The organism is Shewanella sp. DNRA4, assembly GCF_012843185.1.
Classification (GTDB): domain Bacteria; phylum Pseudomonadota; class Gammaproteobacteria; order Enterobacterales; family Shewanellaceae; genus Shewanella; species Shewanella xiamenensis.
The window spans coordinates 40,902-64,247 of the sequence record NZ_JABAIP010000008.1 but is presented as its reverse complement, the minus strand read 5'-3'; the positions used below and the strand labels follow the sequence as shown (position 1 = coordinate 64,247).

At 39.0% G+C, this 23,346-nt stretch carries 21 protein-coding genes and 1 pseudogene; 20 read left to right on the top strand and 2 right to left on the bottom strand.

Annotated elements, in window-relative coordinates; genetic code table 11:
- Positions 1-185 precede the first annotated feature (185 nt).
- The 20 genes and pseudogenes from HG547_RS10165 to glmM all read left to right on the top strand — a co-directional run.
- A complete protein-coding gene (locus HG547_RS10165; protein ID WP_169547790.1) occupies positions 186-2,675 on the top strand; it encodes an SLBB domain-containing protein in 2,490 nt (829 codons plus the stop codon).
- Between the two features lie 232 nt (positions 2,676-2,907).
- A complete protein-coding gene (locus tag HG547_RS10160; protein ID WP_169547789.1) occupies positions 2,908-3,267 on the top strand; it encodes a four helix bundle protein in 360 nt (119 codons plus the stop codon).
- A 253-nt stretch (positions 3,268-3,520) separates the two neighbouring features.
- Positions 3,521-4,483, top strand: a complete 963-nt coding sequence (locus HG547_RS10155) for a Wzz/FepE/Etk N-terminal domain-containing protein (protein ID WP_169547788.1) — start codon at positions 3,521-3,523, stop codon at positions 4,481-4,483.
- Positions 4,484-4,711: 228 nt separating this feature from the next.
- Positions 4,712-5,791 carry a dTDP-glucose 4,6-dehydratase gene (gene rfbB, locus HG547_RS10150; RefSeq protein WP_169547787.1) on the top strand — a complete coding sequence of 360 codons (1,080 nt, stop codon included), beginning with the start codon at positions 4,712-4,714 and terminating at the stop codon, positions 5,789-5,791.
- Positions 5,792-5,861: 70 nt separating this feature from the next.
- On the top strand, positions 5,862-6,737 hold the full coding sequence (gene rfbA, locus HG547_RS10145; protein WP_169547786.1) for a glucose-1-phosphate thymidylyltransferase RfbA: 876 nt from the start codon (positions 5,862-5,864) through the stop codon (positions 6,735-6,737).
- Positions 6,738-6,742: 5 nt separating this feature from the next.
- Positions 6,743-8,170, top strand: coding sequence for a lipopolysaccharide biosynthesis protein (locus HG547_RS10140; protein ID WP_169547785.1), 1,428 nt, complete (start codon positions 6,743-6,745; stop codon positions 8,168-8,170).
- Positions 8,171-8,201: 31 nt separating this feature from the next.
- Positions 8,202-9,311, top strand: coding sequence for a dTDP-4-amino-4,6-dideoxy-D-glucose aminotransferase VioA (gene vioA, locus HG547_RS10135; RefSeq protein WP_169547784.1), 1,110 nt, complete (start codon positions 8,202-8,204; stop codon positions 9,309-9,311).
- Between the two features lie 3 nt (positions 9,312-9,314).
- Positions 9,315-9,887, top strand: coding sequence for an acyltransferase (locus HG547_RS10130; RefSeq protein ID WP_169547783.1), 573 nt, complete (start codon positions 9,315-9,317; stop codon positions 9,885-9,887).
- Positions 9,881-11,059 carry a TDP-N-acetylfucosamine:lipid II N-acetylfucosaminyltransferase gene (locus HG547_RS10125; RefSeq protein WP_169547782.1) on the top strand — a complete coding sequence of 393 codons (1,179 nt, stop codon included), beginning with the start codon at positions 9,881-9,883 and terminating at the stop codon, positions 11,057-11,059. The genes HG547_RS10130 and HG547_RS10125 overlap by 7 nt, the downstream gene beginning before the upstream one ends.
- Before the next feature lie 18 nt (positions 11,060-11,077).
- Entirely contained in the window at positions 11,078-12,205 is a 1,128-nt protein-coding gene (locus tag HG547_RS10120; protein ID WP_169547781.1) for a glycosyltransferase family 4 protein, read from the top strand.
- Positions 12,202-12,738, top strand: a complete 537-nt coding sequence (locus HG547_RS10115) for an acyltransferase (protein ID WP_169547780.1) — start codon at positions 12,202-12,204, stop codon at positions 12,736-12,738. The genes HG547_RS10120 and HG547_RS10115 overlap by 4 nt, the downstream gene beginning before the upstream one ends.
- Positions 12,738-13,922, top strand: a complete 1,185-nt coding sequence (locus HG547_RS10110; protein WP_169547779.1) for an O-antigen ligase family protein — start codon at positions 12,738-12,740, stop codon at positions 13,920-13,922. Before HG547_RS10115 ends, HG547_RS10110 begins: the two co-directional genes overlap by 1 nt.
- Before the next feature lie 45 nt (positions 13,923-13,967).
- Positions 13,968-15,059, top strand: a complete 1,092-nt coding sequence (locus tag HG547_RS10105; RefSeq protein ID WP_169547778.1) for a glycosyltransferase family 4 protein — start codon at positions 13,968-13,970, stop codon at positions 15,057-15,059.
- Positions 15,049-15,540, top strand: a complete 492-nt coding sequence (gene pssD, locus HG547_RS10100) for a PssD/Cps14F family polysaccharide biosynthesis glycosyltransferase (RefSeq protein WP_169547777.1) — start codon at positions 15,049-15,051, stop codon at positions 15,538-15,540. Before HG547_RS10105 ends, pssD begins: the two co-directional genes overlap by 11 nt.
- On the top strand, positions 15,537-15,986 hold the full coding sequence (gene pssE, locus HG547_RS10095) for a PssE/Cps14G family polysaccharide biosynthesis glycosyltransferase (RefSeq protein ID WP_169547776.1): 450 nt from the start codon (positions 15,537-15,539) through the stop codon (positions 15,984-15,986). Before pssD ends, pssE begins: the two co-directional genes overlap by 4 nt.
- Before the next feature lie 532 nt (positions 15,987-16,518).
- A complete protein-coding gene (locus HG547_RS10090; RefSeq protein ID WP_169547775.1) occupies positions 16,519-17,685 on the top strand; it encodes a nucleotide sugar dehydrogenase in 1,167 nt (388 codons plus the stop codon).
- 17 nt (positions 17,686-17,702) lie between these two features.
- Entirely contained in the window at positions 17,703-18,689 is a 987-nt protein-coding gene (locus HG547_RS10085; RefSeq protein WP_169547774.1) for an SDR family oxidoreductase, read from the top strand.
- 13 nt (positions 18,690-18,702) lie between these two features.
- On the top strand, positions 18,703-19,257 hold the full coding sequence (locus tag HG547_RS10080) for a sugar transferase (protein ID WP_169547773.1): 555 nt from the start codon (positions 18,703-18,705) through the stop codon (positions 19,255-19,257).
- A gap of 135 nt (positions 19,258-19,392) precedes the next feature.
- Positions 19,393-21,333, top strand: coding sequence for a nucleoside-diphosphate sugar epimerase/dehydratase (locus HG547_RS10075; protein WP_169547772.1), 1,941 nt, complete (start codon positions 19,393-19,395; stop codon positions 21,331-21,333).
- A 95-nt stretch (positions 21,334-21,428) separates the two neighbouring features.
- Positions 21,429-21,692: pseudogene (gene glmM / locus HG547_RS10070) on the top strand (phosphoglucosamine mutase); the annotation flags it as partial.
- Positions 21,693-21,731: 39 nt separating this feature from the next.
- Here the strand turns inward: glmM and HG547_RS10065 are convergent.
- Positions 21,732-22,484, bottom strand: a complete 753-nt coding sequence (locus tag HG547_RS10065; RefSeq protein ID WP_169547771.1) for a HutD family protein — start codon at positions 22,482-22,484, stop codon at positions 21,732-21,734.
- Positions 22,485-22,625: 141 nt separating this feature from the next.
- On the bottom strand, positions 22,626-23,072 hold the full coding sequence (locus tag HG547_RS10060; protein WP_037420570.1) for a copper resistance protein NlpE: 447 nt from the start codon (positions 23,070-23,072) through the stop codon (positions 22,626-22,628).
- Positions 23,073-23,346: the final 274 nt, after the last annotated feature.

Below are 23,346 nucleotides of genomic sequence, written 5' to 3'. Positions count from 1 at the left end.
ATATGGACATACGGAATAATCGGTAGCGTGTCTGAAATAAAAGAAGGACGTTGCTTCGCAACTGATAGGACGCAGCAAAAAGCGCTGCTCTAGGACGCCACTACGTGGCTCTAGAATCTAGAAGGAGCGTAGCGACGCTCTGCTGTATCATTGTTTTCCATCTTTAACCCAATCGGAGATATCTGGTGTTACAACAAATCAAAAAATTCATCATAGTGGGTTTAAGTGCCACGATATTGATGGGCACTCAGGCGCAAGCCGTTACGCCCTCTCCGCAGATGATTGAACAATTCAAGCAATTACCTAAGTCAGAGCAAGAACGTTTAGCTCGCCAGTACGGTATTGATCCGTCAATGATAATTGGAGCCTCACCAGCCGCTACGGTTGTTGAAAATCCAACCGTGGTGACGCCACGAACGGAAAACGGTAACAGTGTCGCTGATCAATCAGAAGACGATAAGCTTAATCAGGCAACTAAAACTGAAGCGAAGGTTGAAGCAATTGAAAGCAAAAAAGAAAATGAGCTAAAACGCTTTGGCTACGATCTTTTTGCGGGCTCGCCAAGCACTTTTGCCCCCGTTTCAGATGTGCCAGTGCCCGCAGAATATATGATGGGCCCTGGTGATACCTTAAACGTGCAACTTTTTGGTAAAGAAAACAATCAGTTTACATTAACTGTTGGCCGCGATGGTGCAGTGCAATTCCCGAATTTGGGCCCAATTTCACTTGTTGGTTTAACCTTTGCTGAAACACGTGAATTATTACAGCAAAAAATCAGCCAAAGCATGATAGGTATTGAGTCCAACATCACTATGGGTGAGTTGCGTTCAATCCGAATTTTCGTGGCCGGTGACGCATATAAACCAGGTTCTTACACCGTATCAAGTCTATCAACAATTACTCAAGCCTTGTTTATCTCTGGTGGGGTAAATGAAATTGGTAGCTTGCGTAATATCCAATTAAAGCGCTCCGGTAACACTATTGGCCGTTTAGACTTGTATGATTTATTGCTGCGTGGCGATGCTTCAGGTGATATGCGCTTGCAATCTGGCGATGTAGTGTTTATTCCATCAGCGGGTGGCACCGTTAGCGTTATTGGTGAAGTGCGTCGCCCTGCGATTTACGAGCTTAAAAATAACGAGACCATGGCTGATGTGATTAACATGGCCAGTGGCTTAAATCCTGGCGCTTATCCCAAAGCCAGTACTATCGAGCGCTATAGTCGTGATGCGGTAAAGACTGTTGTTACCGTTGATTTAACTGAAAACTCAGGCCTAAGCACGCTGGCTAAAAATGGCGATCTACTCAATGTGCGCTCAGCCTCAAGCCGTATTGATAATGCAATCACCCTTGCTGGTGCGGTAATTCGCCCTGGTAAATATCAATGGACTAACGGTTTAACCGTTGCTGACTTATTGCCTTCAATTTGGGGGGATTTAACCATCTCTGCCGACTTGGATTACAGTCTACTCGTTCGAGAGATCAACCAACGCGGCGATATTGAAGTTGAGCGGATTAATCTTGGCCGTGCCATTGGTGAACCCAAATCCCATTACAACCTCCAGCTAAAACCACGGGATTCAGTCATCGTATTTGACTATGCCGACCGTGAAGAGCTGCTTAAGCCCATCATTAAAAAGCTAAAAGAGCAAAGCCGTTTTGGTGATGCCGCCAAACTGGTTAATATCAATGGTAATGTACGCTTCCCCGGACAGTATCCAATAACGGTTAATGCGGATGTTAAAGAATTACTCATCGCAGCAGGTGGTTTAGAAGAAGGTGCATACACCTTATCTGCTGAACTGACTCGCCAACAAGTGTCAGAGCTGAATGGTGTCACAGTGGAGCATGTGCAGTTGAGCTTAGATCGCGTTATGCAAAATGATCCTGCCGCCAATATCAAACTGCAAAGCCGTGACATCTTAACGGTACGTACCTTGCCTGACTGGCAAGAAACCCGCTGGGTGACTATCAAGGGGGAAGTTAAATTCCCTGGTACTTACAGCATCCAGCGCGGCGAAACCTTAAAACAGGTACTTGCCCGAGCAGGCGGTATGACAAGTGATGCCGCACCACGTAGTGCAGTATTTTTACGTAAATCTATCCAAGAAAAAGAACAGCAAGAGATTGCCAAACTTGCCGACGAACTGCGCCGAGAGATTGCAGCTAAAGCCTTGACCAAAGATACTCCAACGGTGGGTTATAACGACGCGCAAATGATGTTAAATCAGTTGGAAAATGTAAAAACCGTTGGCCGTTTAGTGGTTGATATTAATGCCATTGAATTAGGTATCGAAAGTGCCAATTTAATGTTAGAAGACGCCGATACTCTTTATATTCCGGCAACTAACCAAACTGTATCAGTTATGGGCCAAGTACAACACCCAAGTACTCATCGCTATAAACCGGGTTTAACCTATGAGCAATACTTAGCATTATCCGGTGGCCCGCGTAAACGTGCTGATGAATCTCGTACTTACATATTAAAAGCCGATGGTGCTGTTCAAATGCCAGAATCTTCAATGTGGTTTACTGGTGGCAGCTCAATGGAGCCTGGCGACACTATCGTTGTGCCATTAGATACCGAATACAAAGATAACCTCACGCTATGGACGCAAGTGACCGGCATTATCTATAACACCGCTGTGGCTGTATCCGCGATATCGGGGATTTAGAACGCCACTGCGTGGCTCACGGATGTTAATAGGATAACGGAACGTCACTACGTGACTCACGGATAACGGAACGTGCTTAGCCCTCACGGTAAACGCAGCGCTCTAAGTTTTTGCCCTTACCGTAAGCGAACGACTGCATGGATGCAGGAGGTAGAATAACGCAGGAGTAGTTATCGAGCGTTCCGTCAACAGTCAACGTTTCTTGTTCCGTTAACGTTTCCAAGGACTGGATATGAAGTTTCAAAAGCTAGAAGTCTGGCAACTTAGCTATGAATTGTCGTGTTCTATTTATATAGCAACAAAAGACCTCCGAGATTGGGGCTTTAGAGATCAAATTACTCGGTCAGGGCTCTCCGTTCCGTCAAATATTGCTGAGGGAATGGAACGTTATGGCGCTAAAGAGCAAATACAGTTTTTATATATTGCAAAAGCTTCACTTGCAGAATTGATAACCCAAGCAATGATTGGCAGAGATATTGGCTATCTAGAGCCAAATGATGTTAATGAATTACTTATAAAAACTGAAAGAATATCGGCAATGTTAGCTGGACTAATTAAATCGATTAAAGATCGAAGTTCAGAAAATAAATAAGGGCACGACGGATTGAGACTACAGAACGTCACTGCGTGACTCACAGATAACGGAACGGGCTTAGCACTCACGGTAAATGCAGCGCTCTAAGTTTTTGCCCTTACCGTAAGCGAACGACTGCATGGATGCAGAGGTAGAATAACGCAGGAGCAGTTATCGAGCGTTCCGTGAGAGAACTTGCGAACGTTCCGTCAACCGTCAACGATAACCCGCCAACAGTTTATGAGAACTTACATAACGAGATAAGTTTTAAATGTCTAATGAATTAAATAAATATATGAAAGACGCCAGATTCCCTCAAGTGCAAGACGACGAAATCGATCTTCGTGAGCTTTTTGCCGTTATCTGGCAAGGCAAATGGCTCATTATTGCCATAACCGCTGTTTTTGCTATTGCCTCTGTCGCCTTTGCTATTTTGCAACCCAATATCTATAAATCCGAAGCGTTGTTGGCGCCAGCATCAGAGGAGCAGGGCGGTGGCTTAAGTGCCTTGGCATCGCAATTTGGAGGTTTAGCTAGCCTTGCGGGCGTGAATCTGGGTGCTAAAGGCGGTACAGATAAAACCGAATTGGCAATTGAGGTATTAAAGTCTCGCCAATTTACCAGCGAGTTTATTCAAAAGCACAATATCCTTGCCGATTTAATGGCGGCAGAAAAATGGGATAGAGATGCAGATAAAATTATCTACGACCCTGAGCTATATAACGAGCAAACCAATACTTGGGTGCGCGAAGTTAAAGCGCCATTTAAACCTGAGCCATCAATGCAAGAAGCCTATAAAGCTTTTAGCAAAATGATTGTTGTCAATAAAGCCAAAGATACAGGAATGGTGACTTTATCGGTTGAGCATTTATCCCCAACAGTGGCGCAGCAATGGGTGACTTGGTTAATTCAAGATATTAATAAAGTAATGAAGGAGCGTGATGTTGCTGAAGCGCACCGCAGTACTGAGTTTTTAAATAAACAAATCGCTTTAACCAATGTCGCAGATATCAAAACCGTTCTTTATAAGTTGATTGAAGAACAAGCAAAAACCATTATGTTTGCCGAAGTGCGTGATGAATACGTTTTCAAAACCATTGACCCCGCATTAGCGCCTGAAGAAAAGGCCAAACCCAAACGCGCATTAATTTGTGTTTTAGGCACCATGCTCGGCGGTATGTTAGGGGTGATGTTAGTGCTGGTAAGGCATTTTATGAGAAAAGAACAAAACTAGAATCTAGATTCTAGGACGGCCTTCGGCCTCTATGACCTAGAACCTAGAATCTTTCTGTTATGGGATGGCGCTTACTTAAAAATAAATACGGCTCCCCCAAAATGGATGAAAAGTGTCTCAGCTTGGTTTGGAAGGCTGAGATGTATATATGAAAATTCTCATCATTTATCACTCAAAAATAGTCCTTTAATTAGCTAATAGCTAATCTCATCAAATTTGGTAGTAAAAATGAAAATTCTAGTTACAGGTGGGGCAGGTTTTATTGGCTCTGCAGTGGTTCGTAATATTATCAGCAATACTCAAGATAGTGTAATTAACCTTGATAAATTGACTTATGCAGGTAATTTAGAATCGCTTGTAAGCGTGGCGGCAAGTGAGCGTTATGCATTTGAGCAAGTCGATATTTGTGACCGTGCTGAGCTGGATAGAGTCTTTTCACAATATAAACCTGATGCAGTAATGCATTTGGCGGCAGAGTCCCATGTAGACCGTTCAATTACCGGCCCAGCTGATTTTATTCAAACTAATATAGTAGGGACTTACACGCTACTCGAAGCCGCCCGTCAATATTGGACGCAACTTGATTCTGAGCGTAAATCAGCTTTTCGTTTTCATCATATTTCAACCGATGAAGTGTATGGTGATTTGCCACATCCTGATGAACAAGAAGGCCAAGTGGTTAATCAGCAGCTGCCTCTATTTACCGAGACCACGCCTTATTCACCAAGCAGCCCTTATTCTGCCTCTAAAGCTTCCAGCGACCATTTAGTTCGCGCTTGGCTGCGTACCTATGGCCTGCCAACGATTGTGACTAATTGTTCCAATAACTATGGTCCGTATCACTTCCCTGAAAAATTAATTCCCTTAGTGATTTTAAATGCCCTCGAAGGTAGGCCATTACCTATTTACGGAAAAGGCGACCAGATCCGTGATTGGCTGTATGTTGAAGACCATGCTCGTGCACTATACAAAGTGGTTACAGAGGGTAAAGTTGGTGAAACCTACAATATTGGTGGGCATAACGAAAAGCAGAACTTAGAAGTGGTACAAACCATCTGTAGAATCTTAGATTCATTAGTCCCTAAAGCCACGTCTTATGCTGAGCAAATTACCTATGTAACTGATAGACCTGGCCATGATCGCCGTTATGCCATTGATGCAAGCAAAATGACTGCTGAGCTTAATTGGCAACCACAAGAAACTTTTGAAACTGGCCTGCGTAAAACCATCGAATGGTATTTAGCTAACCAAGAATGGTGCCACCACGTTCAAGATGGCACCTATCAGCGAGAGCGTTTAGGCATTTAATCTCTTTAACAACTTTATTTTAAAGTCCTAGTTTTTACCTAGGGCCTATTTACCTAGGAACTTGATTTAAATGAAAGGAATTATTTTAGCTGGCGGCTCAGGCACTCGACTGTATCCCATTACTATGGGCGTATCAAAGCAGTTACTACCAGTTTACGATAAACCGATGATTTACTATCCGTTATCGGTATTAATGCTCGCGGGTATTAAGGATATTTTGATTATCACTACTCCAGAAGATTGCGATAGCTTTAAGCGTCTTTTGGGTGACGGTTCCCAATTCGGTATTACACTTGGATATGCTCTCCAGCCAAGTCCCGATGGTTTAGCACAAGCATTTATTATTGGTGAAGAGTTCATTGGTGATTCCAGTGTGTGTTTGGTTCTTGGCGATAATATTTTTTATGGTCAGGGTTTTAGTGCCAAGCTCAAAAAAGCTGTTGAGAAGGCTCAGACTGGCGAAGGTGCGACTGTTTTTGGTTACCAAGTTAAAGATCCTGAACGTTTTGGTGTTGTTGAATTTGACCAAAACCAAAAAGCCATTTCTATTGAGGAAAAACCTGTCAATCCTAAAAGTCACTATGCAGTTACTGGTCTTTATTTTTATCCTAATAATGTCGTTGAGATGGCAAAGCGAGTTAAGCCATCTGAGCGTGGTGAACTTGAAATTACAACCTTAAATGATATGTACCTTAACCAGGGGCATTTGCATGTTGAAATGTTGGGGCGCGGTTTTGCTTGGCTTGATACTGGTACCCATGAAAGCTTACTAGAAGCTGCACAGTTTGTTGAAACGTTAGAAAAACGCCAAGGTTATAAAATCGCCTGTTTAGAAGAGATTGCTTATTTGCAGCATTGGCTAACTGAAGATCAGTTAATGGCGCGCGGCGAATTGATGAGCAAAAACAGTTATGGCCAATATCTGTTAACCTTGGCTAAACCCTAACCCCCATGACCGATCTTGCTAGCAAAACTAAAAAAGGTCTGCAATGGAGTGCATTGGAACGTTTTTTAACCCAAGGTATTCAACTCGCAATTACCTTATATTTGGCGAGATTACTAGGGCCAACTACTTTTGGGTTGGTGGGTATGCTGGCAGTGTTCATTGCCATTGCCAATGTGTTTGTCGATAGTGGTTTTACATCGGCGTTAATTCGTAAAACCGATCGCACAGAAAATGACTTAGTAACCGCCTTTTATTACAATATTGCCATGGCGGGTTTGTGCTACTTTGCCCTGTATATCAGTGCGCCTTTGGTTTCCGATTTTTATCAACAAGCCGAGCTGCAAACCCTGTTGCGAATACTGGGCTTAGTTGTGCTGATCAACGCATTTACGTTAATTCCGCGCGTTAAGCTAAATGTGGCGATGGATTTTAAAACTCAAGCCAAAATATCGGTACTCAGCGTGCTGATCAGTGGGCCAACAGCGATAATATTAGCAATTAACGGCTACGGCGTATGGGCGTTGGTGACGCAAACCTTGCTCAATGCCAGTTGTGCTACCCTTTTATTCAATCTGTTTGCCCCTTGGTTACCGCGTGGCCGCATTACTAAGCACGCTTTTAATTATCTGTTTGGTTATGGTAGCAAATTGTTGTTATCTGGCTTATTGGATGCCACCTACAACAATCTGTATCAAATCATTATTGGTAAAAAGTTCAGTCCTGCCTTGGTAGGACAATATACTCAAGCTAATCAATTAGCCAGTGTGCCAGTGTCGACGCTTACGGGCATTATTCAGCGCGTTACTTTCCCGCTGTTCAGCCAGTTACAGGATGACCCTGATAGAATGGCAAACGCCTATCGCCAAACCTTAAAATTGTCTGCGCTAGTGATCTTCCCGTTGATTGTTGCGTTGGGGTTGATTGCCAAGCCATTGTTAACCGCCCTATTAGGCGAGCAGTGGCAGGATACTACAGTGCTGCTTAGTGTGCTGTGTTTGGGCTATATGTTATATCCGATCCATTCCATCAATTTGAATTTGTTGCAAGTCACTGGCCGCAGTGATCTGTTTTTAAAGCTTGAGGTGATGAAAAAATTTATTGGCGTGACAGTACTACTGCTTAGCATGCCATATGGTGTGCTGGTAATGTGCCTTGGTTTTACCCTGAATTCCTATTTAGCCTTACTGCTTAACACTTATTACACCGGCAAGTTAACGCATTTAAGCCAGTGGCAGCAGTCCAAAGATATTTTTCCCATTTGGCTTGCCGTATTGGTGGCCGCAGCCTTAGGGTATGGTGCTGGTTTATATTTTCCGCAAGCTTGGTTGCAAATAGCGGTTAACTTGAGTGTGGCTTTATTAGTGTATGGCATGTATTTAGTGTTGGCGCAAAAGCCACTGCTGCTGCAATTGCGCGATACATTACGCCGTTAATGGTTTAATTATTTTTACTTTGGATGTAAATATGACGAATAAAACAATCCCAGTCACTCAGCCATTTTTGCCAGAATTAAGCGAGTTCGTACCTTATCTTGAACAAATTTGGGATAATCGCTGGTTAACTAATAATGGTCCATTTCATCAACAGCTTGAGGCTGAGCTTTGCGATTTTCTAGGGGTTGAATATATATCTTTATTTAATAATGCCACTATTGCGCTCATCACCGCATTGCAGGCGATGCGCATTCACGGCGAGGTGATTACCACCCCCTATTCGTTTGTGGCAACCAGCCATTCAATCATGTGGAATGGTCTAGAGCCGGTGTTTGTTGATATTGATCCAACCACTTTTAATATTGATCCTGCCAAGATAGAAGCAGCGATTACCTCGCGCACCACCGCCATTATGCCGGTGCATTGCTACTCCAATCCGTGTGATGTTGAGGCTATTCAAAAAATTGCCGAGAACTATGGCCTTAAGGTAATTTATGATGCGGCCCATGCTTTTGGGGTGAAATATAAGGGTGAAAGTTTACTTAAATGGGGTGACCTGTCGATTTTAAGCTTTCACGCCACCAAGGTATTTAATACCTTTGAAGGTGGAGCGATCATCAGCCCTGATGCCAAAACCAAGCAGCGTATTGATCGCTTAAAAAACTTTGGTATCGCAGATGAGCTTACAGTAACAGCGCCTGGCATTAACGGTAAAATGAGTGAAATTAATGCCGCCTTTGGTTTAGTGCAGCTTAAACATATTGATGATGCTATGGCGCAGCGCCAAGCCGTCGATTCGCGTTACCGCAGTGAGCTTGCTGAGGTAACTGGCATTACCCTGTATCAGCATGATTTCAATGCTAATAGCAACTTCTCTTACTTCCCTATCATAGTGGAGGCAGAATACCCACTCAGCCGCGATGAGCTATACGAAAAGTTAAAAGCCCATGGTATTTTATCGCGCCGTTATTTTTATCCGCTTATTAGCAATATGCCTATGTATCGGGGTTTAGCAACTGCCGATACTGTGCATTTACCACTGGCTAATGCCTTGGCTGAAAAAGTATTATGTTTGCCTATTTTCAATGAGCTAACTATTGAACAGCAGCAACAGGTTATTAAGGTAATTAAATGGAATTAACATATGGCTTTTCTTACTGAGCAACAATTAAGAATGATGGGTTTTGCTGAACTGGGTACTAATGTATTGATTTCTGACAAGGCCTCAATTTATGGTGTTAGCCGCATCAAGATAGGTAATAATGTCCGAATTGATGATTTTTGTGTGCTATCGGCAGGCGAGGGCGGTATTGAAATCGGTAGTTATATCCATATCGCTGTGTATAGCTCGTTAATTGGGGCAGGTAAAATAAAGTTGGCTGATTTTTGCAATATTTCCTCTAAGGTTGCCATCTATTCTAGTAATGATGATTACACTGGTGAGTATATGACAAATCCTATGGTGCCTAAAGAGTTTACTAATGTCACAAATGCTGATGTTACTATAGGTAAACATGTGATTATTGGTTCTGGAACTGTCATAATTCCTGGCGTTTATATTGCAGATGGAGTTGCTATTGGTTCTTTAAGTTTTGTTAACTCGAATTGTGAACCTTTTAATGTTTATGTAGGGACACCAATTAGAAAAGTAAGAAAAAGAAGCCATAATATTGTTTCTTTAGAAAGTTCGTTGATTAAAAGTGAACATAAATGTTAGAGTCAAAAATTTTACATGTCATGTTAGATGAAAAATTCTTAGATATGGCATATCGAGATTTTGAAACGGTAAGTCCAAATACTTCAATATATACAATTCCTAAAGAAGGATATACGCTTAAATATATAAAAACATTTATTCCATTTGAATGCACTATTAACGATTACCAAAAACTATTCCGTGAAAATAATATCAAAGCAGTGGTGTTTCATTCACTCAACCCTAAGTTTTATTCAATATTTGATGTTTTGCCTAGTGGAGTAAAGACTCTTTGGGTTGGATGGGGATACGATTACTATTCAACTTTGCTAGCTGACCACTATGAAAATGGGTTGTACTTAGCTCATACAATTGCTGCGATGCATGAAGCAAAAAACAAATTTTCTTTGAGAAATATCATTAGAAAAGTATCTACAAGTTATCGAATTGGATTTCAGAATTCCTTAAATAAATTGTTTTTTAGTAAGAAAGTTATAAATTATTCTGAGATTTATAATAAAATTAACTATTTTTCCCCTGTTTTGGAAATAGAGTTTTATCTTGCAAATGCTGTGAAATATGATTTTAGCTTTGTTGAATGGAATTATGGAAATATTCAAGACGATTATTTAATTAGTAATGATAAAACAGAGGGTGATCCGCAGCACATCTTAGTTGGCAATAGTGCTACTCCAGAAAATAACCATATTGATATGTTTATTAATCTAGTAAATAACTACGATATTAAGGATAGATACATTTACTGCCCTTTAAGTTATGGCGATTTAGAGTATTCAAAGGTTGTGATTAATGAGGGTTATAAACTATTTGGTGATAAATTTAAACCTTTATGTGATTTTTTGGAGAAAGATGAATATTTTAAAATTTTAAATTCTTGTGGGTTTGTTTTTATGAACCAATTAAGGCAGCAGGCCGTTGGGAATGTTTTATCTTTATTGTGTAACGGTTCCAAATTATTTCTTAATAAAAAAAACCCGTTATATTCTCATTTGCAAGATCTTGGGGTTTCTGTGAGTGAAATTGATTCTAATAAAAGAGTTGATAAAATTAAACTTGAACCCCTTAGTCATGAAGAGTCAATAAATAATAAGCTTTTAGTTATGAAAAATTGGCACCGTGATAAGAATTTAGATTTAACCAGAAATTTAGTAAATACATTAATTAGTGATTAATGTTAATGCGGAGATAAATTGTTGAAAGTCATTTTAACCAGTAATTTGTATTTGCCAAATATTGGTGGTATAGAAAACTCACTTAGATCACTATCAGAGGTTGGTTCTGAACGCGGCGATAATATTTTTATTATTTCGAGTAATATCGTTGATGGCGGTGAGCATTTAGCAACTGATATTGAAATTAATGGAAATGTTACTATTATAAGATATAATACAAAAAAATCTATCGAAAGTAAATTTCTTTCTATTTTGTATCATATGTATTCTGCTATTAAGTGTTATGCATCAATTCAAAATAAGGAGCAGTATACTGTAATAGCTAGATATCATTGGAATGTCATTTTTGCGAAAATAGCTGGTTTTAATAATATTCGCTATCTGGTACCCGGAGTTGTAAAATATCAAAATAATAAAGACAATACTGCCAAATTCAATGCTATTTCATTCAAATTAGAATGTGTTATTCAGAGTTTAGCTTTGAAGTTGTCTAAAGTTTATATTTTTAGTGAGTCAATGAAAGAACAATTGCAATCACTCAAGTTAAAATTAGAACCTATAATGGTCTCACCAGGTATCGATCAAGATAGGTTTAGGTTAGTTTCTCGTGAATATACTGAAAATAAAGTTAACTTGCTCATTTTGTCCAGATTAGTTCCGGCAAAAGGTATTGATTTAGCAATTAAGTCTCTTTCATATCTTCCTTTAAATTTTACTTTGGATATTGTTGGCGATGGTCCTGCTAGGGGGCGATTAGAGCATATCGTAGAAGAACTAGGATTAACTAGTCGAGTTCTTTTTCATCCAAAAACAATGACTCCTGAAACTTATTACAATAACTCTGATATTTTTCTTTTGCCTTCATTATATGAACCATTTGGGCAAACAATATTAGAGGCTAGTGCATGTGGTTTGCCAACTGTTGGATTCCATAAATCTATAGTTGATACATCAACTAACGATATTTTGGATTGTTTTGGATTTTACTCTAATTCACTTGATGAGAAGTCTTATGCTGATGCAATACTAAGGGCTAGTAAGTCGTTGAGAGAAATTGATACATTTAGAGTTGATTTAAGAAATTATATATTGGAAAAGTACTCTTGGTTAAAGTTATATATTGAACTAGTTGAGGTTGAAAAGTGATTTTTAGATTAAATTTGTTTTTTTTTAAGTTATTATCACGATTGGTTAACGTTAATTATTTTAAGATAAGATATTATCAATTAAGTATTGAGAGCCTTAAGAGAAGGAATGTCTTGGTCGGAAAGGATTCGATAATAATAAATTGTATTTTCTCGACGTCTTCCAAAGGTGATGAATTTATTATTGGCAATAATTGCACCTGTACTGGAGTGACCTTTTTAGGACATGATGCATCTCCTACATTATTTATTTCTGCTTTAAATAATGGTTTACACCCGTGCTTACCTTATTCTCGCCGAAGTTACAGAGCAAAAATCACAATAGGTGATAGAGTGTTCATTGGTTACAATTCAACAGTTTTGCCTGGAGTCAAAATTTGCGATGACGTAGTAGTTGCTGCCGGGAGTGTTGTTACAAAGTCTATTTTTGAAAGTGGTGTTTATGGTGGTAATCCAGCCAGAAAAATATCTGATCTAGACTCATATATTACCAAATACAATGCAAAATTTGAAGAAAATATGAGCGACTTTTGATGTATATCAGTTCAAAGTATCTTACTTGGATATTTTATAGTTTTCTACCATTTTGTTTAATTGACGTAATGAATGGATACTTTTCCTTTCATGGTATAGGTATCCCATTATCTCAGTTATACAAGGCATATATTTTATTGCTATTACTTCCTATATTAATTAAAAATTATTTTGCAATTAATGTGGCTTTATTTCTATTGCTTGGATTATTTTATCAATCTAGCTTCTATACAATATCTTTCAGTGAGGATGTCGCTGTACTGATGAGAAATGCAATTTTTATATTTTCAGTTTTGGCTTTCTATCAAACGCGTGGTCTTCTTACTTATCTTCATTTCCTCATAATAAAAAAAGTATTTATAGTAAATTTTTTAGTGATCTCATTTAGCGTGCTGAGCGGTATATTGGGATTTGGTTTAACAACTTATGGAAACAATTTGGCCTCTATTGTTCGACATATGGGGTTTAAAGGATATTTTTATGCTGGTAACGAATTGGGGGCATTATTGATGTGTATTTTCCCTTTCGTTGTATTCTCGTTTGAGAGCAAAACTAAAAAAGTTTCGGTGATATTTTTGGCTCTAATTGTAGCTGCTTCTATTGGAACCAAAACTGCCCTATTGAGTGTGTTTTTAATTAGCGTTTTAATGTTTTTTTATTATCTCCATTTTAGCAGGCTCACTAAGTTTTTGGTTGTGTTTATCTTCGCTATTCTGACGTTAGTTTCGATTTTTGTATTGATTTCATTACTGGAAAAAAGATTCGATATACTAACTTATGTTTACGAAGAACGTGGCATAATATATTTAATACTGTCTGGTAGAGACGTAATGTTGTTAAATGCGAAAGAAGTATTGATAGATAACTTTACTCTAATGGATTATGTTTTTGGTGTAGGTAGTTCTTATGCTGCTTATAAAGTTAAATCGGTAGAAATAGATTTTGCTGACATATTAATCTGGAACGGAGTATTATGGATGTTATTTGTTCATTTGTTTTATATTGTTTTTTCTTACTACGTTACTCACCTTCTTCCTAAAAAAGAGAAATTCATTGCTGGATTTATGTTTATGTTGATTCTTTTTGCCTCGACAACAGCAGGGCATGTATTAACATCAGGGATGTTATTACCTCTCATCAGTTTAACATTGTCCTACGGGTATGCTAAAAAATATTTAGTATGATAATTAATAGTTTTTTGCAATATTTGCTTAATTTGAGATTGTGTAATGATGAAAATTTTGTTTATTTCAAATATGTTTCCTGGGTCTAAAACTCCTAGTTACGGTACATTTGTAAAAACTAATTACGACCAGCTAAAACATCAGGGCTTCGGTATAGAAAAAGTTGTGCTTGATACAAAGCATAGTCATTTTTTTAGAAAATTTTTTGGATATATAAAATTTTTTTTGAAAGCGATCTTTAAAATTTTATTTAGTAAATATGATGTTATATATGTTCACTATCTTACTATCTCTACGTTACCAATTTTTTTAACTTCTTTTTTTGGGAAAAAAACAAGATTTATTATAAACATACACGGCGATGATTTGGTTGGGGAGCGTGCAATCCACAAATTACTAGCTTTTTCGAATAAGCGCCTTTTGAACGATGCTATTGGTATTGTCTTGCCAAGTGAGTATTTTTTAAAGGAAATGATTAAAAGATATCCAATGCTTAATTTGAAATCTAAATCATATATTTCGTATTCAGGAGGCGTTGATCTTCGTGTTTTTAAACCAAAATCAATAAATGAAAGACGTGGTGAAAATGTAGTTTTTGGCTATGTAGGACGAATTGAAGAAGGGAAGGGCTGGGAAGACTTAGTTGACGCGATTGACCTTTTACCAAGTGACATTCAAGCTGAGTTTAGATTTTTTGGTAGCGGTGCTCAGTTTCAGCAACTACGCGAGCGTGCAAGTAACTCTGTCAATTCAAAGCTAATCATAGTCAACGGTTCAATTACATATGAACAGGTTCCTGCAGTTTTTCGTAGTTTTGATTATTTTATTTTTCCAACGCACAGAGAAAGTTTAGGATTGGTGTTGCTTGAGTCTATGGCCTCAGGAATACCTGCTATAGTTAGTAAAATTGAGCCGGTTTCTGATATATATAAATTTTCTGATATTGGTTTTTTTAAAACTGGAGATGCTGAAAGTTTAAAGGATTTAATATTAGAATATTATTATTTGTCTGATAAAGAGTATAAGTTAGCACATTGTTCACTTTTGAATGAAGTAAAAAAATATGATAGTATTTTGCTTTCTGAAGAACTAGGTCAATTTGTGAGAAAGGTAAGTATTAGAAATAATGAACTCTAAAAGTATATTAATCATTAATGGTACTGGTGGTCACCGTTATGAAATGAAAAGGCTATTATCTCATCTCAAACCAGGGTTGGTTGCTAAGGGGATTTCAGCTGTTCATTTAGGAGAAGTTATTGATGATGATCTTATTGTCGATAGCTATCATTTGATTGACGTAAGGCACAAAAACAGCAAACTTAAAACGGTTTACATGGCACTGTCATCATTTACTTATTGCATAATTAATTCCATAAAAATAGGTCGGAAGTATAATATTTCCGCAGTTTTGTCTACAGGCCCTGGATTATGTATACTACCTTCCATATTAATGAAGTTATTATTCGGTTGTAAGGTTATTTATTTTGAGACTGGTTGTATGTTTTACAATAATACCTTTACAGGATTGATTATGAGTAGAGTTGCTGATGTTTTTGTAGTTCAGAATGAAGAGTTACTAAAGGTTTATCCAGATTCTATTTATTTAGGTCGATTATGAAAATATTAGTTACTGTTGGAAGTGGTTCTTATGATTCGTTAATCACTAGTTTGGATTGCTCCCTCAATCCAAATAACTTTGATGTGCTTTTTCAAATTGGAGAAGGGAAGTATATCCCTAAGAAACACACCTTTGAAAGATTTATTCCCAACTTGGCAAATTTATATCATGAATTCGATTTGATAATTTCTCATTGTGGTGCGGGTACTGTTTTCGAGTGTTTAGTATCTCGAATTCCAATAATGGTCATACCAAATACGGAACGTAGTGATAAACATCAACTTGATTTAGCAAGGTACCTTCAAATAAATAATTTTTGTCAAGTTTTGTATTCTATTGAGGATGTTGTCAATAATATTGAAAATTACTCTTGTGAAAGTTATGTGGAATATAAGTATCAGTCTTTTTTTGGGGCGGATTTTATTTTGGAAAAAATATTGGAGTAATACAAGGTTTTAATTCTATTTGTTATTCTTATTAATAAGGGGTATGCTTTTCAGACTTTGTAAATAATTGTGCTTTAAGTAGGTGTTGAAATTATGAGGGGTAATATTAAGATTGCGGTATTTATAAGTTGGCATTAGTTAATTCTTTATATTATTAATAATTGCTTTCTTTTTTTTAATAATTAATAATATTGATCTTAAATGTTGAGATGTATAAAACTATATGGGTTTTTTAATTAGTGAATGTGATCAGTAATTACATATCATACTTTTATATATAATGGTGGTTTGCGACCACATTGTATCAATAAGTAAATGAATGAGCCAATTCTACCTTTCTGATGAATAATCTTACTTATTGATACAAGATAGCACTAATAACATATTAGTTTATTTGAAATCATTTGAACTCCTTAAGATGATGGTGTCTTTTAGTTACCTAAAGTCCATGTTAAGCAAGGGCGCTGATTTTCATCGCCTATCATAGCCGTCATTATCGGATTTAAAATAGATATAAAAAAGGAAGTCATTAATGAAAATTGCTATTGCTGGTACCGGCTATGTTGGTCTGTCCAACGCAATTTTATTAGCCCAGCATCATTACGTTGTGGCGCTCGATTTGATTGCCGAAAAAGTTGCATTAATTAACAATCGTAAATCTCCGATTGCCGATGCTGAAATTGAAGAATTTTTAGCTCAACGCGAACTCAATTTAACTGCGACACTGGACAAGCAACTCGCTTATCAAGATGCTGATTTTGTGATTATTGCTACACCAACAGATTATGATACTAAAACTAATTACTTTAATACATCTTCAGTCGAGTCGATTATTCAAGATGTGTTAGCCATTAACCCTAAGGCGGTGATGGTGATTAAAAGCACAGTACCGGTTGGTTTTACTGCCAAGGTTAAGCAAAAATACCAGTGCGACAATATTTTGTTCTCGCCAGAGTTTTTGCGTGAGGGGAAAGCGCTTTACGATAACTTGCATCCATCACGGATTATTGTCGGTGAGCGCAGCGAGCGCGCAAAGGTATTTGCTGATTTATTAGTTCAAGGTGCAATAAAAAAAGATATTCAAGTGTTATTTACTGATTCTACTGAGGCTGAAGCGGTTAAATTATTCTCTAATACCTATCTTGCGATGCGTGTAGCTTACTTTAATGAGCTTGATACCTATGCTGAGACACATGGTTTAAATTCTCGTCAAATTATTGAAGGTGTGTGTTTAGATCCGCGTATTGGAAATCACTACAATAACCCCTCCTTTGGTTATGGTGGTTATTGTTTGCCTAAAGATACCAAGCAACTTAGAGCCAATTACGCTGATGTACCTAATAGTATTATTGGCGCGATTGTTGAATCGAACACTACGCGTAAAGATTTTATCGCGGATTCTATTTTAAGTCGTAATCCTAAAGTTGTTGGCATTTATCGACTTATCATGAAGGCCGATTCCGATAACTTTAGAGCTTCAAGTATTCAAGGCATAATGAAGCGTATTAAGGCTAAGGGAATTGAGGTTGTCATCTATGAACCCGTATTAAATGAGTCTGAGTTTTTTCACTCTATGGTTATTACTGATCTTGCTGAATTTAAAGCGAAAGCTGATGTGATTGTATCTAATCGTATGTCTAATGAACTCGCTGATGTTGCTGATAAAGTATATAGCCGCGATTTGTTTGGTAGTGACTGATAACGTAAAGGGAAAATATGATTTTACTAACCGGTGCAACCGGGTTTGTAGGTAATGCGTTGTTGAAGCAGTTAATGCATCAACCTGATATTGATTTGGCTATCCGTACTTATGGTCGCTGTGTACCAGTTGATGTGAACGCTTACTGTGTTGCAGATCCCAGTCTTCAAGTGAGCACTCATGTGATGGGTGAGATTAGTGCTGCTGCGAATTATGCCCACGCTTTGGCTGATGTTGATGTTGTTATTCATTGTGCTGCACAGGCGCATGTTATGAAGCTAACTGTTTATGCTGACGACATCTATTGGGGAGTCAATGTAGAAGGAACACTTAATTTAGCACGTCAAGCGCTTGCAGCAGGGGTAAGGCGCTTTATTTTTATCAGTTCAGTTAAGGTCAATGGGGAATCTACAACTAATAGTTTTCCCATTTACCATTCATCCAAGTATGCACCAGAAGATGACTATGGCCGCTCAAAGCAGTCTGCAGAAGAAGGGTTGCGTAATTTGGTGACTGGTACAAGTATGGAGTTGGTTGTTATTCGTCCAACTTTAGTTTATGGTCCTGGTGTAAAAGCTAATTTCGCATCTCTGATGAATTTAGTTTCACGTGGAATTCCGTTGCCATTTGGTTGTATTACTCAAAATAAACGCAGTTTGGTGTCTGTAACAAATCTAGTTGATTTAATTATTACCTGTATTAATCACCCTAAAGCGGCTAATCAAGTATTCCTTGTTTCTGATGACCATGATGTTTCGACCTCTGAAATGGTTCGTGAAATGGCAAAGGCACTAGGTAAGCCTACCTGGCAACTACCTATACCCATTTGGTGTTATAAATTTGTGGGTAAACTATTTAATAAATCAGATGTTGTAGATAGATTAACGGGTTCATTGCAGGTTGATATTTTTCATACCAAAGACACTTTGGATTGGAAGCCACCTCAGACCCTGCAGGAAGGGTTCAAACAAACAGCGCAAGCTTTTCTTCAAGCAAAAAACTAAATGATGGTAGAACATGATTCGTTTAATTGATTTTCTCATTGCATTCTTCGGGTTGTTATTGTTATGGCCAATATTGTTCATCGTCACTATTATTGGTCTGTTTGATACTGGCTCACCGATTTTTATCCAAACTCGTGTTGGTAAACATAAAAAGCCATTTAACTTGGTCAAGTTTCGTACAATGAGTAAAGATACCGCATCCGTTGCAAGCCATCTTGCTAACAATGCTGCAATTACTAAATTCGGTGGTTTTTTGCGTAAAAGCAAAATTGATGAGTTACCACAATTAATTAATGTTTTAAAAGGTGAGATGAGTTTAGTCGGCCCACGGCCAAACTTATTTAATCAAGAGGAATTGATTGCTGAGCGTGATGCGTTAGGGGTATATGATGTTTTACCTGGTGTCACTGGTTTAGCGCAAGTGCAAAATATTGATATGTCTACACCTCAGCTGCTAGCCCAGACAGACAAGCAAATGATCGAAACCTTAACTTTAGGTCGTTATTTTAAGTACATCCTGATGACGGCTACTGGCAGTGGCAGTGGTGATGCTGTTAAGCCAAGTTAGTTACTTCATGTTTCTATTTAGCTGAAACTCATTATCTCATGTATACTCATCTCCGCTAAGGATTTAGAGCCTTCAAATTGATTTATATAGTTAGTATCTAATTTTATGTATTTTCTAAAGAAACTGGAGCAAAAGATGGAATTTTTGCAGTTTTTATTCTCGTTAAAACGTTCACAAAAGCGTGTTGTCAGTGTCGCAATTGACTCTGTTTTTCTGCTGTTTGCCTTTTGGTTTGCGTTATTAGTGCGCTTAGACTCTGTCGAAGTTTTACTCAAGGCCCAATATTGGGGGCTAATAGCATTAACCATCCCCATTAGTATCGCTGGTTTTGTTCGGTTGGGCCTTTATCGCGCTGTACTTCGCTATATTGGCTCGCAAGCCTTTACCGCGATTGTTGCGGGTGTCGGTATTTCCACTATTGCCCTTGTTTTACTAGCCTATTATGGCAGCGTTGATTTACCTCGTACTGTTCCCTTTATTTATGCTGCCTTTGCGCTAGTGTTTGTTGGCGGGGCGCGCTCGCTTATGCGGTCTTTAGTTGGGGCAGGGATGAGCAGACGTGGTGAACCTGTTGTGATCTATGGTGCCGGTGTTAGCGGCCGACAAACAGCAATTGCGCTAGCGCAAAGCCATGAATACCATCCAATTGCTTTTGTTGATGATGATGAATCGTTGCAAGGTACCGTAATACAAGGCCTTCATGTGCATGCGCCGCTGGAATTACGGAAGTTGATCAAGCAAAAAGCGACTGCACGAGTGTTGTTAGCTATGCCAAGTGCTTCACGTTCTCGCAGGCAAGAGATTATCAATCAACTTGAGCCCCTTACTGTCAAGGTGATGACATTGCCAGCGATGGCTGATTTAGTCAGTGGTGATAAGTTATTTAGTGACGTTAAAGAAGTTGAAATTGAAGATTTATTAGGCCGTGACTCTGTTGCCCCGCGTCAGCATTTATTAGCCGCAAATATAAAAGGCAAAGTCGTTATGGTGACTGGTGCTGGCGGCTCTATTGGCTCAGAGTTGTGTCGGCAGATCCTTAAGCAAGAACCTAACAAACTCGTTTTGTTTGAGTTATCTGAATTTGCACTTTACTCCATTGAACGCGAGCTGATTGCAACTGCTCAAGAGTTGAATCTTCATGTCGAAATTTTACCCATGATGGGGTCTGTTCAGCGTGAAAATCGTGTTAAAGCAGTGATGCAGGCGTTTAAAGTACAAACGGTTTACCATGCAGCAGCTTATAAGCATGTACCATTAGTTGAGCATAATGTTGTTGAAGGCGTTCGTAACAACATTTTTGGCACTTTGTACACAGCAAGGGCTGCGATAGCTGCGAAGGTTGAGACCTTTGTTTTGGTCTCTACAGATAAAGCGGTACGCCCTACAAATGTGATGGGGACAACCAAACGTATGGCGGAACTGGCATTACAAGCATTATCAAAAGAGGATCATCAAACGCGTTTTTGTATGGTGCGTTTTGGCAATGTGTTGGGGTCTTCTGGTTCGGTTGTGCCGTTATTCCGTAAACAGATTGCTAACGGCGGCCCAGTTACAGTTACTCATCCTGAAATCACCCGTTTTTTTATGACGATTCCTGAGGCCTCCCAATTGGTTATTCAAGCTGGCGCAATGGGTAAGGGGGGCGATGTATTTGTGCTTGATATGGGTAAGTCCGTCAAAATTGTTGATTTAGCTGCAAAAATGATCCGCTTAAGTGGCTATGACGTGAAAGATGAAACGAATCCTAACGGTGATATTGCGATTGAGTTTACAGGTCTTCGCCCAGGTGAAAAACTGTATGAAGAGCTACTGATTGGCGATGATGTGACAGGTACAGACCATGAACGGATTATGACCGCCAATGAAACCTATCTCCCGTGGGCTGAATTAGAGCTGATTCTTAATCGTTTAGATAATGCCTGCCATGAGTTTAACCATGAGGCAATTCGAGAGATTTTACTTGCTGCGCCTACTGGATTTGCACCAACAGATGGTATTTGTGATTTAGTTTGGCAGCAAAAAAAGTTATCAAAATCTGCTGAAACTAAACCAAAAGTGGTGACGTTAGTTTCTTAATTCAATATCTTGTGTCGTTTAGATTTTGAAATATATAGTATTATTTTAAAAGCCAAATCCTTACCGATTTGGCTTTTTTGTCATTTAGCGTTTTTATGTATTTTGGTACTGATGGTGTGCGTGGCAAGGTAGGTGAATTCCCGATTACGCCTGATTTTGCAATGAAGTTAGGTTGGGCGGCAGGTACTGTGCTGGCATCAACTGGCACGAAAGAAGTGTTGATTGGTAAAGATACCCGCATTAGTGGGTATATGCTGGAATCGGTAATGGAAGCTGGTTTTTCAGCTGCGGGGGTTAATGTGGCATTAATTGGCCCGATGCCAACACCTGCGGTGGCGTATTTTGCATCAACTTTTAGAACGGTATTAGCTTAAGCACTAGAGCTTAGCTTCTAACGTCTATCTCCTTTCTATAACGATACGCAGCACCTGGCTTTGAGTATGGTTTAGTGGATGCTGGTTATCTGCTTTGGTTTGCTTAATTGTTGATTGTCTCTTGTTTGAACGGTTTGCTTCGGGAGTTATTACTTCTAAGAGCCGTAATTCTGGCGATTGTGCTGTTGAATTTTGGGCTTGTGGGTATTGCACCATGTCGTAACGCTTAAGTTGGATCATTTGATCTTGATAAACTAAGCACATTGGTTCAAGGCAAAGTAGCCATTGTTGCAACTCGTTGTTGAACAGTTTTTTTGTTTGATAAACCTTATCGTCATGGCTGGTTTCATAGGACGTAAGGTTTAACGAGCCATTCAACTCCAGCCGCTCAATATGCGCGCGATACTTGCCGCGTTTGATCATCACATTAAAGTCGATAATTTGTTTATCTAAGAGTTGGCTTTCAATCTTAGTTTCGCCGCTAAAACAAAATGCAGGTTGGTTTGGGCGGAGTACTAACTCGGTTGATTTAGCCGCATTATTAGACATCATCAGCTTTACGCCTTCGCCTTCCAAGATACACAACTGTCTATCGATGCCAGGAAATGGTGAGAAGGGACCGTTGCTCGAAATGGTGGCAATGCTGATCCTATAATCAAAGTTAGTTAGGTCAGCATCCTTTGGCGATATTAACAGTTGTTTAGTACTACCGCCGCCGTTTTTCCATAAACTCGATTCACAGTCTTGATAGCGGATAATTTGGATATCTGGGTTCATGTCTTAGTAACTCTTTTAATTTTGAGTAACCACTGATGTGAGAATCTAGGACGCTGACAAGCTTGCTTTAGCATTTAGAATCACAGCGTTCTAGCTGGATGGAGCACTCAACTTCTCACTGTCACGCTGCAATGCTCTTTTTTACATCCCTTTCTTTTTCAATATATAGTGCTCAGCCAGTTCGCCGCTGATCCGGTTGCCTTCGTTATCTAGCATAAATAGCTGGTTTTCACCGACGAGGTATTTACTGCCATCGGATAAAGTAATTTTTGAGCCCTTGCCATCCCAGTCAAATTTTCCTGCCACCTTGAAGATGCTCTCATCTTTGCCCAAATAAATACTTTTTAATTCAAAGCTGTTATCTGCCAGTAGCGTTAGCGTGGTTTGAATACCTTCGCAACTCGCACAGGGTAAAACACCTTCATACATGCCTGGCCAATCGAGTGCATTTTGGCTGGTATCACCAAGGGGGATGGTCTTTTGAGTTTCTGTATTGGCTGTGGAGTTTTGATCTGTTGCATGTTGCGGATCGCTGCAAGCGGTTGCCATGATTGCGACTAAGGCGATAGTAAAGAGTGGACGTTGCATATTCATCTCAAGCCTCTGATTTATTGATATTAGGGATGATAACCGCCATCTACGATGGCACCAAACTTATTTACTATGGTAAGGGGTCATATTAAAGGCCTTAAGGCTATGCTCGATATGGCATTTGGGAGCTTAATTTCAGCGGCGCTTACGGCTTCATTGCTATAGTGTTAAATCCGAGAATATGGCGCTGTCGCAGTTAAGCTGGGGGAACGAGATGCGCTGAAATGCTATTCTGTAGAGTAATCTACCTAGTGAGTTTGTAGATAGAATC

Excerpts from the sequence above, each read along its gene's own strand:
- HG547_RS10160 (WP_169547789.1), top strand. The coding sequence starts at position 2,908 with ATGAAGTTTCAAAAGCTAGAAGTCTGGCAACTTAGCTATGAATTGTCG.
- HG547_RS10155 (WP_169547788.1), top strand. The coding sequence starts at position 3,521 with ATGTCTAATGAATTAAATAAATATATGAAAGACGCCAGATTCCCTCAA.
- rfbB (WP_169547787.1), top strand. The coding sequence starts at position 4,712 with ATGAAAATTCTAGTTACAGGTGGGGCAGGTTTTATTGGCTCTGCAGTG.
- rfbA (WP_169547786.1), top strand. The coding sequence starts at position 5,862 with ATGAAAGGAATTATTTTAGCTGGCGGCTCAGGCACTCGACTGTATCCC.
- HG547_RS10140 (WP_169547785.1), top strand. The coding sequence starts at position 6,743 with ATGACCGATCTTGCTAGCAAAACTAAAAAAGGTCTGCAATGGAGTGCA.
- vioA (WP_169547784.1), top strand. The coding sequence starts at position 8,202 with ATGACGAATAAAACAATCCCAGTCACTCAGCCATTTTTGCCAGAATTA.
- HG547_RS10130 (WP_169547783.1), top strand. The coding sequence starts at position 9,315 with ATGGCTTTTCTTACTGAGCAACAATTAAGAATGATGGGTTTTGCTGAA.
- HG547_RS10125 (WP_169547782.1), top strand. The coding sequence starts at position 9,881 with ATGTTAGAGTCAAAAATTTTACATGTCATGTTAGATGAAAAATTCTTA.
- HG547_RS10110 (WP_169547779.1), top strand. The coding sequence starts at position 12,738 with ATGTATATCAGTTCAAAGTATCTTACTTGGATATTTTATAGTTTTCTA.
- HG547_RS10105 (WP_169547778.1), top strand. The coding sequence starts at position 13,968 with ATGATGAAAATTTTGTTTATTTCAAATATGTTTCCTGGGTCTAAAACT.
- pssD (WP_169547777.1), top strand. The coding sequence starts at position 15,049 with ATGAACTCTAAAAGTATATTAATCATTAATGGTACTGGTGGTCACCGT.
- pssE (WP_169547776.1), top strand. The coding sequence starts at position 15,537 with ATGAAAATATTAGTTACTGTTGGAAGTGGTTCTTATGATTCGTTAATC.
- HG547_RS10090 (WP_169547775.1), top strand. The coding sequence starts at position 16,519 with ATGAAAATTGCTATTGCTGGTACCGGCTATGTTGGTCTGTCCAACGCA.
- HG547_RS10085 (WP_169547774.1), top strand. The coding sequence starts at position 17,703 with ATGATTTTACTAACCGGTGCAACCGGGTTTGTAGGTAATGCGTTGTTG.
- HG547_RS10080 (WP_169547773.1), top strand. The coding sequence starts at position 18,703 with ATGATTCGTTTAATTGATTTTCTCATTGCATTCTTCGGGTTGTTATTG.
- HG547_RS10075 (WP_169547772.1), top strand. The coding sequence starts at position 19,393 with ATGGAATTTTTGCAGTTTTTATTCTCGTTAAAACGTTCACAAAAGCGT.
- HG547_RS10065 (WP_169547771.1), bottom strand. The coding sequence starts at position 22,484 with ATGAACCCAGATATCCAAATTATCCGCTATCAAGACTGTGAATCGAGT.
- HG547_RS10060 (WP_037420570.1), bottom strand. The coding sequence starts at position 23,072 with ATGCAACGTCCACTCTTTACTATCGCCTTAGTCGCAATCATGGCAACC.